12 protein-coding genes are annotated in these 12,600 nt (G+C 68.6%); 6 read left to right on the forward strand and 6 right to left on the reverse strand.

Features of this window, described 5'->3' with window-relative positions:
• Nucleotides 1-4: 4 nt before the first annotated feature.
• The 4 genes from ACIBI9_RS24915 to ilvA all read left to right on the forward strand — a co-directional run bounded on the left by ACIBI9_RS24915 (nucleotide 5) and on the right by ilvA (nucleotide 3,501).
• Nucleotides 5-631 carry a TIGR04282 family arsenosugar biosynthesis glycosyltransferase gene (locus ACIBI9_RS24915; protein ID WP_397224697.1) on the forward strand — a complete coding sequence of 209 codons (627 nt, stop codon included), beginning with the start codon at nucleotides 5-7 and terminating at the stop codon, nucleotides 629-631.
• Nucleotides 628-1,239 (forward strand): class I SAM-dependent methyltransferase, encoded by a 612-nt coding sequence (locus ACIBI9_RS24920; RefSeq protein WP_397224699.1) that lies wholly within the window; start codon nucleotides 628-630, stop codon nucleotides 1,237-1,239. Before ACIBI9_RS24915 ends, ACIBI9_RS24920 begins: the two co-directional genes overlap by 4 nt.
• 114 nt (nucleotides 1,240-1,353) lie before the next feature.
• Entirely contained in the window at nucleotides 1,354-2,076 is a 723-nt protein-coding gene (locus ACIBI9_RS24925) for a flavodoxin family protein (protein WP_397224701.1), read from the forward strand.
• Nucleotides 2,077-2,250: 174 nt separating this feature from the next.
• Complete coding sequence (ilvA, locus tag ACIBI9_RS24930; protein ID WP_397224703.1) at nucleotides 2,251-3,501, forward strand: threonine ammonia-lyase IlvA; 1,251 nt, start codon at nucleotides 2,251-2,253, stop codon at nucleotides 3,499-3,501.
• Nucleotides 3,502-3,627: 126 nt separating this feature from the next.
• Here the strand turns inward: ilvA and ACIBI9_RS24935 are convergent, their stop codons facing one another.
• Both ACIBI9_RS24935 and ACIBI9_RS24940 read right to left on the reverse strand, forming a co-directional pair.
• Entirely contained in the window at nucleotides 3,628-5,073 is a 1,446-nt protein-coding gene (locus tag ACIBI9_RS24935) for an MFS transporter (RefSeq protein ID WP_397224705.1), read from the reverse strand.
• Between the two features lie 71 nt (nucleotides 5,074-5,144).
• Entirely contained in the window at nucleotides 5,145-5,633 is a 489-nt protein-coding gene (locus ACIBI9_RS24940; protein ID WP_397224707.1) for a MarR family winged helix-turn-helix transcriptional regulator, read from the reverse strand.
• Nucleotides 5,634-5,803: 170 nt separating this feature from the next.
• On the opposite strand from ACIBI9_RS24940, the gene ACIBI9_RS24945 reads away from it, so the two are divergent.
• On the forward strand, nucleotides 5,804-7,051 hold the full coding sequence (locus ACIBI9_RS24945; RefSeq protein ID WP_397224709.1) for an esterase/lipase family protein: 1,248 nt from the start codon (nucleotides 5,804-5,806) through the stop codon (nucleotides 7,049-7,051).
• Between the two features lie 4 nt (nucleotides 7,052-7,055).
• On the opposite strand, the gene ACIBI9_RS24950 is transcribed toward ACIBI9_RS24945, so the two are convergent.
• Genes ACIBI9_RS24950 through ACIBI9_RS24960 form a run of 3 tightly spaced genes read right to left on the reverse strand, consistent with a single transcriptional unit; the run spans nucleotide 7,056 to nucleotide 10,727 of the window.
• Nucleotides 7,056-8,144: an ABC transporter permease gene (locus ACIBI9_RS24950; RefSeq protein ID WP_397224711.1), complete on the reverse strand. Its 1,089-nt coding sequence runs from the start codon at nucleotides 8,142-8,144 to the stop codon at nucleotides 7,056-7,058.
• The gene (locus ACIBI9_RS24955; protein WP_397224713.1) at nucleotides 8,137-9,693 is read right to left on the reverse strand and encodes a sugar ABC transporter ATP-binding protein; all 1,557 of its coding nucleotides are present in this window, start codon (nucleotides 9,691-9,693) and stop codon (nucleotides 8,137-8,139) included. Before ACIBI9_RS24955 ends, ACIBI9_RS24950 begins: the two co-directional genes overlap by 8 nt.
• A complete protein-coding gene (locus tag ACIBI9_RS24960; RefSeq protein WP_397224715.1) occupies nucleotides 9,690-10,727 on the reverse strand; it encodes an ABC transporter substrate-binding protein in 1,038 nt (345 codons plus the stop codon). The genes ACIBI9_RS24955 and ACIBI9_RS24960 overlap by 4 nt, the downstream gene beginning before the upstream one ends.
• A 282-nt stretch (nucleotides 10,728-11,009) precedes the next feature.
• On the opposite strand from ACIBI9_RS24960, the gene ACIBI9_RS24965 reads away from it, so the two are divergent.
• Nucleotides 11,010-11,792: a hypothetical protein gene (locus ACIBI9_RS24965; protein WP_397224717.1), complete on the forward strand. Its 783-nt coding sequence runs from the start codon at nucleotides 11,010-11,012 to the stop codon at nucleotides 11,790-11,792.
• Nucleotides 11,793-11,861: 69 nt separating this feature from the next.
• Here the strand turns inward: ACIBI9_RS24965 and ACIBI9_RS24970 are convergent, their stop codons facing one another.
• Nucleotides 11,862-12,425 (reverse strand): hypothetical protein, encoded by a 564-nt coding sequence (locus ACIBI9_RS24970; protein ID WP_397224719.1) that lies wholly within the window; start codon nucleotides 12,423-12,425, stop codon nucleotides 11,862-11,864.
• Nucleotides 12,426-12,600: the final 175 nt, after the last annotated feature.

Raw genomic sequence — 12,600 nt, forward strand, 5'->3', positions numbered from 1 at the left:
TCACATGGCCCAGATCGTGATCATCGCCAAGGAGCCGGTAGCCGGGAGGGTCAAGACCCGGCTCACCCCGCCGTACAGTCCAGACCAGGCAGCGGCGCTCGCGGAAGCCGCTCTGCGTGACAGCTTGCTCGCCGTGTCCGAGACACCCGCCTCCCAGCGGGTGCTCGCCCTGGACGGGCTGCCGGGCAGTTGGCTGCCGCCCGGCTTCGTGGTGATCCCGCAGCGCGGCTCGGGACTGGACGAGCGTCTGGCGGCGGCTTTCACAGACGCCTACCGGCTCCAGCCGGAACCCGTCGTACTGATCGGCATGGACACCCCGCAGGTGACACCCGCTCTGCTCCGGGAGGCGGTGGACTCCCTGGAATGCCACGACGCCGTGTTCGGACCGGCCGCCGATGGCGGCTTCTGGCTGCTCGGCCTGCACGAACCGGACCCGTCGCTGCTCCACGGGGTGCCCATGTCACACCCGGAAACCGGCAAACTCCAGCTCGACCGGCTGGACGGGGCCGGACTCACCGTCCATCTGATGCCCGAGCTGACCGACGTCGACACCGCGGCCGACGCCATCTCGGTGGCCGCGCAGGCAACCGATTCCCACTTCGCCAACACGCTACGGGAGCTGGGCCGATGATCGGGCAGCTCTACGCCGACGCGCTCTCCGGAGCCACCGCCGAGATCGAGTACGTCGACGGCACCCGCGTCGTGCTGGAGACCGCCCGCTGGTTCGAGCCGGTCGACGGCGACGAGACGCTTCTGAGCAGATGCACGAGCCCGACTCTGGACATCGGCTCCGGTCCCGGCCGGCTCACGGTCGCACTGGCCCGCCGCGGCGTTCAGTCGCTCGGCATCGACATCACCCCTCGCGCCGTCGCCCTCACCCGCAAGGCGGGAGGCTTCGCCATGCTCCGGAACGTCTTCGACGAGGTCCCGGGCAGCGGTCAGTGGGCGACGGCGCTGCTGGCCGACGGCAACATCGGCATCGGCGCTCACCCCGAGGTGCTGCTGCGGCGGGTCAGGCAGCTGGTCCGGCCGGGCGGCCAGGTCCTGGTCGAGCTCGCACCGCCCGCGACGAGAAGCCGGATCGACCGGGTACGCCTGCGCCGTGGCCCCCACGTCGGCGACTGGTTCGGGTGGGCGACCGTGTCGGTGAGCGACATCCGGCGCGTAGCAGGCGCCGGTGGCTTCCCGATCGTGGACTGCTGGACAACGCATGGCCGCTGGATGGCCCGTCTGAGCTAGACGGCCCAGGCGCCGTTGCCCCCGCAACGCGGCGAGCCTGCTGGCCGAAGAGCAGGTGACGGCCGGAAACTTGCCCACGGAGGCACCTGGGCCGCATCGAGGGGAGCCATCACGATGACAGTCAACGGAGCGCCTGCCCGGTATGACGATCTGCGGGCGCTGTTCATCAACTGCACCCTCAAGAAGAGCCCCGAGCGCAGCCACACCCAGGGCCTGATCGATCTCAGCGCGCACATCATGGACACGCAGGGTGTCCGCGTCGAGCAGTTGCGGGCGATCGACCACGACATCGCCACCGGCGTGTGGCCGGACATGACCGAGCACGGCTGGGAGAGCGACGAGTGGCCCACCGTCTACCAGCGGGTGCTCGCCGCCGACATCCTGGTCATCGCCGGGCCGATCTGGCTGGGCGACAACAGCTCGGTGACCAAGAAGATCATCGAACGGCTGTACGCCTGCTCCAGCCTGCTCAACCAGGCCGGCCAGTACGCCTACTACGGGCGGGTGGGCGGCTGCCTGATCACGGGCAACGAGGACGGCGTCAAGCACTGCGCCATGAACGTGCTCTACAGCCTGCAGCATCTGGGCTACACCATCCCGCCGCAGGCCGATGCCGGCTGGGTGGGCGCGGCCGGACCCGGACCGTCCTACCTCGACCCGGGCTCGGGCGGGCCGGACAACGACTTCACCAACCGCAACACCACCTTCATGACCTGGAACCTGCTGCACCTGGCTCGCATGCTCAAGGACGCCGACGGCATTCCGGCCCACGGCAACCAGCGCTCGGAATGGGACGCCGGATGCCGCTTCGACTTCGACAACCCCGAGCACCGATAGGAGATTCTGAGAGGCGGGCGCTGCCGGAATAGCATGGCCTGGCGGGATCGTTGTGGCCGGTGTGCTCGACTGCGACGAGCACCGTTCCCGGCGATCGCCTGTTCGGCTGCGACCGTGGCCACCACGACACGCCCCGCCACCATCCCTTGATCCACCGCTGTGCCAGGAGTGCGCATGACCGACCGCCTCACCGCCAGGCTGATCAGCCAGGCGGCCGAACGGCTACGGCCGGTGATACGCCATACCGCGCTGGAGCCGAACCAGCGGCTGTCCGGCCTGCTCGGCGGCCAAGTGCTGCTCAAGCGCGAGGACGCGCAGGTCTGTCGCTCCTACAAGGTGCGCGGGGCGTTCAACCTGATCGCCTCCCTCACGGATGAGGAACGCCGGCGCGGCGTGGTCTGCGCGAGCGCGGGCAACCACGGGCAGGGCGTCGCGTTCGCCTGTGCCCGCCTGGGGATCAGCGGTCGGGTGTACGTCCCGTCCACCACGCCACGGCAGAAGCGCGAGCGCATCGCGGCGCTCGGCGGCGACCGGGTGGAGGTCGTGGTCGGCGGCGGCACCTACGACGAGGCGAGCAGCGCCGCGCATGCCGACAGCGAACACACCGGCGCCATCTACGTCCATCCGTTCGACGACGTCAGGACGATGGCCGGGCAGGGCACGGTCGGCCTGGAGATCCTGGCGCAGTGCGGGGAGGCGCCGCACACCGTGGTCGTCCCGGTCGGTGGAGGCGGCCTGATCAGCGGCATCGCCGTCTGGCTGCGCGAGCACTCACCCGCCACCCGCATCGTGGGCGCCGAACCCGCCGGAGCGGCCAGCATGCGAGCCGCCCTCGACCACGGAGGGCCTCTCGCCCTGCCCGAGCTGGACACCTTCGTGGACGGCGCCGCCGTCGGAAGGGTGGGAGACGCCACGTTCCCCCTGGTCAAGGACCTGGTTGACGAGGTGGTCGCGGTCGATGAGGGCGCCGTGTGCACCGAGATGCTGGATCTCTACCAGACCGACGGCATCATCGCCGAACCCGCCGGAGCTCTCGCGGGTGCCGCGGCCCGTGAGCTGCTGCCATACGCCTCCGGAGGACCGGTGGTGTGCGTGGTGTCGGGCGGCAACAACGACGTCAGCCGGTACAACGAGGTGCTCGAGCGCTCTCTTGTGCACATCGGGCTGAGGCACTACTTCCTGGTGACCTTCCCGCAGCGCCCCGGCGCCCTGCGCCACTTCCTGGACGAGGTTCTGGGAGAGGGCGAGGACATCATCGCCTTCGAGTACGTCAAGAAGAACAACCGCGAAACCGGCCCGGCGCTTGTCGGCATCGAACTCGAGCGGGCCGGCGACCTCGACAGTCTCCTGTCCCGGATGAAGGCCGGCCCGCTCACGGTGGAGCGCATCCCACCGGGCTCGCCACTGTTCACGTTCATTCTCTGACGTCTCGCCACCGCGTGCCGGCGATCTCGCGGTTGTCCTGGTAGAGCACTTCCTGGCGGCCGGGTTCGTCCTCGGAGACGGGGGACGCCCGGCGCGCCGTAGCGCGCCGGGCGGAGGGGATCCGTCTCAGACAGCGGCCGCCTTCTCTTCGGCGACGGGCAGGTCGGCGGCGACCGGGGCAGGCCGGCGCAGGACGGCGAGCGCCACGGCGAACGCCGCGACCAGCAGCCCGGCGGAGATGCCGAACGCCAGCCGGTATCCCCCGGTCAGCGCGGCGGCCTGGCCCGCTCCGGCGGTCAGCAGCTCACCGGTGCGCGAGGCGGCCATCGTGGACAGCATCGCCACGCCGATGGCCATCCCCACCTGCTGGGTGGTGTTGAAGAGGCCGGAGGCCAGCCCGGCGTCGCTCTCCCGGGCGCCGGACATGCCCAGCGTGGCCAGCGCCGGGAGCACCAGCCCGCCGCCCGAGATCAGCACCATCACCGGGAGCAGATGGGTGACGTAACCGGCGTCCACCGTCACCCGGGTGAGCAGGAGCATCGCCGCGATGAGCAACACCAGGCCGCTGATCAGGACGGTACGGGCGCCGAAGCGGGCGCTGAGCCGGGCCGAGACGAACAGCGAGATCGATCCGATGCCCACCGCGGCCGGGAGCATCGCCAGCCCGGTCTCCAGCGCCCCGTACCCCAGGACCCGCTGCATATAGAGCGCGACGAGGACCTGGAAGGCGAACATGCCCGACAGGGCCAGCATCTGGGCGAGGTTGGCGCCGACCACGTTGCGCGAGCGCAGGATCCGCAGTGGCATGAGCGGGGCCTTGGCCGTGGCCTGCCGCACCACGAAGCCGGCGAGCAGGGCCAGCGACACCGCGCCGAGGCCAAGGGTGTGGGCGGCGAGCCAGCCGTACTCCTCGACCTTGACGACGGTGTAGATGCCCAGCATCAGGCCGGCGGTCACCAGCACGGCCCCGGCGATGTCCGCGCCGGCGGCCAGGCCGGCCCCGCGGTCGGCGGGCAGCGCCATCAGGGCGAGCGCGATGGTGATCACGCCGATCGGCACGTTGACGAAGAAGATCCACGGCCAGCTCAGGCCGTCGGTGAGCACTCCGCCCAGGACCTGGCCTATCGACGCGCCGGCCGCCCCGGTGAAGCTGAAGATCGCGATGGCCCTGCCCCGCTCCCCGGCGTCGGTGAACAGCGTCACCAGGATGCCCAGGACCACGGCCGAGGCCAGCGCGCTGCCCACACCCTGCAGGAACCTGGCGGCGATCAGCACGCCGGGGCCGGTGGCCGCGCCCGCCAGCAGGGAAGCGGCGGTGAAGATCGCGTTCCCGGCCAGGAACATCGTCCGGCGCCCGATCAGATCGCCCAACCTCCCGGCCAGGAGCAACAACCCGCCGAAGGGGATCAGATAGGCGTTGACGATCCAGCTCAGCTCGGCGCCCGAGAAGCCAAGGTCCTGCTGGATGGCGGGCATCGCCACCGTCACGATGCTGCCGTCCAGGACCGTCATCAGTCCCGTCGCGGACAGCACGCCCAGCGCGGTCCAGCGCGAGTTACGCACGTACGACATGGTCTCTCCCGTCTCAAGTCGACAAGAGAGACCGTAGCAGATAGTTCCGTAATAGACGATCCTCTTCGGATCTAATTTGCGCGCTCCCGTGCCCGGCGTGCCTGCTGGGGTCCTTCGGCGGGGGTGGCGAGATGTCCGTTGACCAGGCGGTTCAGGGCACGTACCAGGACCTCGCGCTCGTCGCCCGGAAGCGCGCCGAGTGCCGCCCGGTGCACGCCGTCCACGATCTCCTGGCTGCGCTTGGCGATGGCCGCGCCCGCGTCCGTGACCGCGATGATCCGTGCCCGCCGGTCGGTGCTCGACGGGCGGCGCTCGGCGTAGCCGGCCTTCTCCAGCGCGTCCACGGTGACCACCATCGTGGTCTTGTCCATGTCGCCCAGCTCGGCGAGCTGGATCTGGGTGCGCTCCTCCTCCAGTGCGTGGACCAGGACGCAGTGCATGCGCGCCGTCAGCCCGATCTCGGCGAGCGCCGCCGTCATCCGGGTCCGCAGCACGTGGCTGGTGTGGTCGAGCAGGAAGGACAGGTCGGTTTCAGTGCGTGCGGGAGCCATTGCCGTCATGCCGCCAGCCTACCCAAGTCGTCCCGGAACGGATTATCTACGAAGGGACGATTCGCGATTCGGCGGCAGGTTTCGGGGTGTTGACCGACACAGGGCTATGGGTGCGGCTCACATTGACCCGCGCCTCTCGATCGGGCGAACTTGGCTCATCCGAGCTTCGTGGAGGTCTGATGGGACGACGTTCGTGCAGCCGAGTGGCCACGGCTCTCGCGTTGGCAGCCGGAGCACTGTTCACGACGCCCGCCGCCGCGACCGCGGCGGCGTCGGTGACGCTGGAGGCCACCTACACCTCGGGACTGGAGAACGGCTGGGCGCTGGTCGAGCGCCTCAAGGACAATTCCACCGGGTTCCAGGCCGAGACCTATCCGCCCGACGGGCGTGGCGATCAGACGGGGCAGACCAGGCGCCTGTTCGGTGACATCGCCCGGCCGCACTCCTCGCGGTTCCTGCTGTACCACGCGCCGGGCTGGCAGACAGGCGCCAAGGGCACCCCCGTGCTGCTGGTGCACGGCGCCAACCAGAACGCCGATCTGGCCTGGGCCAATCCCGATGCCAGAGGCTCGTACGGCTGCGGCCAGGCCAGTTGCCCCACCACGGGGCTCATGCAGCACCTCACCGGGCAGGGCTACAAGGTGTTCGCGATCGGCTTCCCGCATGTCACAGGGGACGGCCACTACTGGGCGGAGCAGATCCACGACGCCGTCACCAGGATCCAGGCGAAGACCGGTGCGGCGCAGGTGGACGTGATCGGGTGGTCCAAGGGCGCGTTCAACGCGCGTATGTACGTCTCGTCGCTGCGCAAGCCCTGGGGCACGGCCTACGCGGGCGGTGTCAGGAAGCTGATCCTCCTCGGCGGGCCGAACAAGGGCTTCGACTGGGGTTACCGGCACGGCTGGACCCACGATTTCGCAATATTTCCGGAGTGTGGGGGATCGTTGAATGCGCCCGCGCCCCACACCCAGATGGTCTGTTACGGCCTGTGGCGTAACCATCCCGAGCTGAGCTACGAGGGCGACGCCTACCCGGGCTCCGACGACATGCTCTATCGCTGGGACGACGTCTACCCGCTGCCCACCACCGAGCAGGACTGGTACACCACCTATTACGGCGGCACCGGCTTCTACACCGTCGGCCGCGGGATCCAGTGGGCCATCGACAGGGGCTCGCTGGTGCGGCCCCTCATCGACGCGGGCACTCCATCGAGCGTGCCGGTCTACCAACTGTGCGGCAACATGCCGGACATGGCGCTGCTGCACAACGAGCACACGGGACCGTCCGACGGCGCCGTCTTCGTGGCGAGTTGCACCGCGAGCGACGGCATCACGAACCGGGCCGCGACCGCGACGCTCGCGCTCAACCACCTCAAGCTCGGCTGGGCCGCCACCGCCATGACCCAGATCACCGCCTGGCTCGGCTGAGCGCTCAACCGCCGGCGGACGACCGCCTGGCGTTCAGCTGGTCGAACCCGACCGCGACGAGGATGAGCACACCGATGGCGATCTGGAGGTAGAAGGCGTTGATCGCCAGGAGGTTGCCACCGTTGTTGAGAACACCCATGATCAGCGCTCCGGTGAAGGCGCCGATCGCGCTTCCCTTCGCCCCGAAGAGGCTCGCGCCACCGATGACACAGGCAGCGATCGCGCTGAGCTCGAAGCCCGTACCGGCGGTGGGGATGCCCGCTCCCAGCCGTGAGGCCAGCAGCACCCCGCCGAGACCGGCGAGCGTGCCCGAGATCACGTAGACCGAGATCGTCACCAGGCGGACGGGGACGCCTGCGAGGCGGGCCGACTCGGGGTTGGAGCCGACAGCGTAGATGTAGCGGCCGAAGACCGTCCGGGAGAGCACGAACCACATCGCGGCGGTGACCGCGACGGCGATGATGAGAAGGTTGGGGATGCCCAGGATCGTGCCGTTGGCAATGACCTGGAATGCCTCCGGCACGCCCTGGATGGTCTGGGCGTCGGTGCTGAGCAGGACCATTCCGCGGGCGATGCCGAGCATGCCCAGGGTGGCGATGAACGGCGGCAGCAGGGCTCGGGTGACCAGCAGGCCGTTGACGATCCCGAGTCCGGTACCGATCCCCACCCCGAGCAGGATCGACGGCAGGATCGGCAGGCCGGCCACCAGGAGCTGCGCGGTGGAAGCACCTGCCAGGCCGAGGACCGATCCGACCGACAGGTCGATTCCGGCGGTCAAGATGACCAGGAGCTGGCCCACCGCGATGATCCCGAAGATCGCGACCTGCCGGGCGAGGTTGGCCAGGTTGTTGGCGGTGAGGAACTCGTCACTGGCGAGTGTGAGAGCGCCGACCGCCACGAGCAGTACGACGAGACCGCCGCTCTCCCGTCCCGCGATGTCCCCCAGCGTGAGGACCCGTCGCCTGGTGCCGGTCGCCAGCTCGGGCGCCTCCCCGGGCCTCGGCGCCGTCTTCTGTCCCGCTTCCGCACCGCCCGGTGGCCTGTTGACGATCGTCGTGGTCTCGATCGGCTCACGCCAGATCAGCTTAGGCATCCCGGCTCACCCCTCCTGGGCCGTCTGGGGTCGGTGGAAGTTCCACTGCCGCCGGGCCTCTGGTACCGCTTGCCAGGTGGAGCACGTCCTCCTCGGTGGCGGATCCGGGAAGTTCGCCCGCGACCGCCCCGTCGCGCAGCACAAGGATGCGATCTGCGAGCCCCAGCAGCTCCGGCAGATACGAAGAGACCACGATGATCCCCAGCCCCTTCGCGGCCAGGTTCCCGATGATCGTATAGAGCTCGCCCTTGGCCCCGACGTCGATGCCCTTCGTGGGCTCGTCGAACATCAGTACTTTCGGCTCGGTGAGCAGCCATCGGGCGAGCAGGACCTTCTGCTGGTTACCGCCGGACAGTGTCGACACCGGCTGGGCGTAGGAACCGGCCCGCAGCCGCAGGCTGTCGAGCAGCCGGTCCGCCTCCTCGACCTGCTCGCGACCGGGCAGGAGACCACGCCGGGAGCCGCTGCGCAGGCTGGCTATGGTGACGTTCTCCCGGATCGACAGCTCCGGCAGCAGCCCCAGCACCTTGCGGTCCTCGGTGAGGAGTCCTACCCCGGCGTTCATCATCGTGCGCGGTCCGGACGGTTTCACGCGCTTGCCCTCGATCTCCACCTCACCGGCGACGACAGGAGACGCGCCGAAGATGGACAGCAGCAACCCGCTCCGCCCCGACCCCAGCAGCCCTCCGATGCCGAGGATCTCTCCGGATCCGACGTGGAGATCGATGACCGGCGAGTTCTCGAAGCGGCGCAGTCCCCGGACCCGCAGCGCGGGTGTTCCGGCGTGCCGGTGGGTCTCCGGGTAGAGCGAGCTGATCTCCCGGCCGACCATCGCGGTGATCAGGCGATCTTCGTCATAGTCGCCGATCGGCCCTTCCTCTGACAGGCCCCCGTCCCGCAGGACCGTCACCCAGTCGCCGATCTCGAACATCTCCTCAAGCCGGTGGGTCACGTAGAGCATCGCGATATTGCGCTCGCGCAGCCGCCTGATGTGCTCAAGAAACCGCTCCGACTCCGTCTCGGTGAGCGCTGTGGTCGGCTCGTCGAACACGATGACCTTGACGGAGCCCGCGCTCAGCACCTTGGCGATCTCCACGAGCTGGCGCGTGGCCGCCGGGAGCCCTTCCACGATCGCGTTCGGGCTGACGTCCGTCAGGCCGATCTCGTCGAGGGCTTTCCTGGCATGGGCCCATAGTCGGCCCTTGGCGATGACGCCGTTCCGTGCGGGAAGGCGGCCCATGAACAGGTTTTCCGCGACCGACAGGTGCGGGAGAAGGCTGAGCTCCTGGTAGACGGCCTGAACCCCGGCTGCGCGCATATGTGCGGGGGTCGGCATGGTGACCGGTCGGCCATCTATCTCGTAGCTGCCGCTGTCTCGGCGCAGTGCGCCCGTCAGCACTCGGATCAGGGTGGACTTCCCTGCACCGTTCTCCCCGGCGAGGCAATTCACCTGGCCGGGTACGAGACGGAGTGAGACATTGCTGAGCGCCTGGACGGGGCCGAATGCCTTGGACACGCCGCGTAGCTCGACAACAGGCCTGCTCATCATTCGGCCTTCATCGTCGGCGGATTGAGCAACTGCCTCACATCGGGCTCGTTCATGTTCTTCTTGTCCGCCACGACGGCGCCCGGGTCGATGTCACGCGGTGGAATGCGATCGACCGTGGCCATTCCGGCCGCCAGAACGCCTTGATAGCCGAAGAAGTAAGGGTTCTGCACCACCAGCGCGTCGATGGTGCCGGCGGCCAGCGCGGCGTTCTCCTGCGGGTCGGAATCGAACGCCACGACGGGGACGGTGTCGGCCGCCTTGTTGTCCTGGATCGCCCGCGCCGCGCCGACTCCCGAGGTGTTGTTGTCCGCGAACACCCCAGCCAGGTCTGGGTTGGCGGTCAGTGCATCGTTGACCTGCGACGCCGCGGTGTTGATGTCGTTGTTGTTGAAGCGCTGCAGCACCGCCTTGACCTGCGGGCAATTGAGTGCGAGCCCCTGCTTGAAGCCGGCGTCCCGGTCGACCAGTGACTGGATGCCGGCCACGGAGGATTCGATCATGACGCCGCCGCTCGTCTTGTTCTGCGCCTTGAGCAGCTCGCACATGCGCTTGCCGGCCTGCATTCCGGCCTTGAGGTTGTCGGTGCCGATGAAGCCCTCCGACGCGGTGGTCACGCGGCTGTCCACGGTGATGACCTTGAGGCCTGCCTTGCGTGCCCGGTCGATCGCCGAGTTCAGGGCGCTGGAGGAGTTGGGCGCGATGACAAGCCCGTCGACGCCCCGGGAAATGGCGTTCTCCACCAGTTGCACCTGCTCGTCGACGTTCGTCTCGGACGTGGGGCCGAAGGTGCTCACCTTGATGCCGAAGTCCCCGCCTGCCTGCTTCGCCCCGGCGATCATGGTCTGCCAGAACGAGGAGTCACTCGCTTTGATGACCACGTCGATCTTCTTGCCGCTCGCCGCTCCGCCCGAGCCTCCGCCCGCTGCCTGGCCCGCCGAACTCGTCGCCCGGCCGCCCACCACTCCGAGCACCAGCGCCACCAATGCGATTGCCGCCACGAGCGACAGCGAGAAGACAATACGCGAGCGAGCCATGACGGCCTCCTGAAAATGCCTTCAGGGGCGCCTCTGGTCTCTTTCCCACTCGGTCGCGAGCCTGGATACGGGACGAGCGCCAACAGCGGCGAGGCGCTCCATGGAGGACCTTTCATTCAACAAGGACCACGTTTCCAGCAAAGCTCGGGGAGTGTCCCGGTCGAAACTAGTAAAGAGAAAAGAAGTCATTACTCACGGCACCGCCCATGGCGGCGAACGGCCCGCTCTCCCCATATACATACTCTAAGTAGTCGAACAATCACTTTCGGAGATTGGGGAGTCGTGCAGCGTCGCCTCACCACCGCCCTGGCCGCCCTGCCGTTCGCCGCGACCTTCGCGGCAGCCGGGCCGGTAACCACCTCCGCGGCCGCCGCGGGCGCCTGCGGGACCTCCCGCGCCGACTGGGTCGGCCACTTCGTCCAGGCCGGCGGCAAGTCGGCCGACATCAGGGGGTACCGCTCCGCCACCGTCGAAGGCCGCGAGTATCACCTCGTGCTGGTGAGGCGGGGGGAGAGCATCACGCAGCGCATGATCGGCGACGCGGGCTTCGGACCGGCGCTCAACCTCACGCCGCAGTGCGCCGACACCACCAAACCGTCGAAGGTCACCAGCTTCACGTACAGCTACCAGGGCGGTGCCAAGCCGTCCCAGTCGTTCATGCGTCAAGACACCACTGCCGCGCTTTCCGTCAAGCGCTGCAAGGCCCGTGTGAAGGAGGTCGGAGGCGCGCAGCTCTACCGCTACCAGGACCACGGCCTGATGGCGGGCTTCGCGATGAAGCCGATCTCGGCGAAGATCGGCTACGCCACCTGCCTGACCAGCATCGGCAAGACTCTGACGGGAGACTTCCGCTACGACCGGCCCACCGGTGACGCGAGCTCCACGCCCTTCTACAACAAGGTCACCTCGGGTGGCAGCCGGGAGGCCTTCTACCGGCTGCTGGAAGCAGGCGAGCAGGGCTACAGCGAGAACAGGCTGTTCGTCCGGGGCGGCGACCTCGTACGCTGCCCCAGCACCGAATGCGACAGACTCGCCGGATGGGCCGCCAGGCACGGCCTGAGCTGACCATGCCCGGCCGCTCTCCGGCTTCCGCACTCGCCGGGCCATGCGGACGCTGTCCGCAAAGTGAAGAGATCAAGGGCGGGCGAGGCGGTCCCGGACCAGGCGCCGGCGTTCCGCTGACACGCCCTGGTCTCTCATGGCTCGATGTAACAGGTCGAAATCGCACCCATGCGCGCTCATGTGGTCGAGGAGGGGTTCGTAACGGTCGGCTCTGTCCCGTACGAGTTCCGTCGCCAGCCGCAGTTCCAGCCGGACCGTGGGAACCTGGTGCGAGCCACAGGCGATCCACACGTAGTGCTGCCATGGGCCGCGACCGACGCATTCCATCCCGTCGGAGTCGGCCTCCCTCTCGACGGTGCTCATCTCCACCTTGACCCCGTGCACCTCGTACCTGGCGAAGTATTGCGAGGACTCCGGAAGCCACGAGACAGCGTGGAGGCAGGGGAACGCGGCGAGCGCGGCCCCGAACTCATCCACGTCCTCTCGCCGCGCCGCCAGCAGGTCGATGTCCCCGACAGGAAGGTGAACACCCTGGAGGAGAGCCGCGCTCGTGCCCCCCAGGCGGTAAGTGATCTTGACACCTGCGGCTCGCATGGTGGAGAGCACCGTGTCCAGCGCCGCAGTGATGTCCGCCACTTGGAGAAATGTTCCGCTGTCGCCCATGGCGAGCAGCCTAGGAGCATGAGGATGCTATATGTCAGTCCTCGTCTCAGGAGCGTCCTCGGCCCGTGAGAAGGTCTCGGATGCGGTCCACCAGCCCTGCCCCCGGTGCCAGCAGCTTGTTGGCGGGCGGGGTGTCCGGCGCGGACGG

Source organism: Nonomuraea sp. NPDC050451 (assembly GCF_044458585.1).

Bases quoted from the DNA above. Each gene is read 5' to 3' on its own strand.
- ACIBI9_RS24915 (WP_397224697.1), top strand. From the start codon at position 5: ATGGCCCAGATCGTGATCATCGCCAAGGAGCCGGTAGCCGGGAGGGTC.
- ACIBI9_RS24920 (WP_397224699.1), top strand. From the start codon at position 628: ATGATCGGGCAGCTCTACGCCGACGCGCTCTCCGGAGCCACCGCCGAG.
- ACIBI9_RS24925 (WP_397224701.1), top strand. From the start codon at position 1,354: ATGACAGTCAACGGAGCGCCTGCCCGGTATGACGATCTGCGGGCGCTG.
- ilvA (WP_397224703.1), top strand. From the start codon at position 2,251: ATGACCGACCGCCTCACCGCCAGGCTGATCAGCCAGGCGGCCGAACGG.
- ACIBI9_RS24935 (WP_397224705.1), bottom strand. From the start codon at position 5,073: ATGTCGTACGTGCGTAACTCGCGCTGGACCGCGCTGGGCGTGCTGTCC.
- ACIBI9_RS24940 (WP_397224707.1), bottom strand. From the start codon at position 5,633: ATGACGGCAATGGCTCCCGCACGCACTGAAACCGACCTGTCCTTCCTG.
- ACIBI9_RS24945 (WP_397224709.1), top strand. From the start codon at position 5,804: ATGGGACGACGTTCGTGCAGCCGAGTGGCCACGGCTCTCGCGTTGGCA.
- ACIBI9_RS24950 (WP_397224711.1), bottom strand. From the start codon at position 8,144: ATGCCTAAGCTGATCTGGCGTGAGCCGATCGAGACCACGACGATCGTC.
- ACIBI9_RS24955 (WP_397224713.1), bottom strand. From the start codon at position 9,693: ATGATGAGCAGGCCTGTTGTCGAGCTACGCGGCGTGTCCAAGGCATTC.
- ACIBI9_RS24960 (WP_397224715.1), bottom strand. From the start codon at position 10,727: ATGGCTCGCTCGCGTATTGTCTTCTCGCTGTCGCTCGTGGCGGCAATC.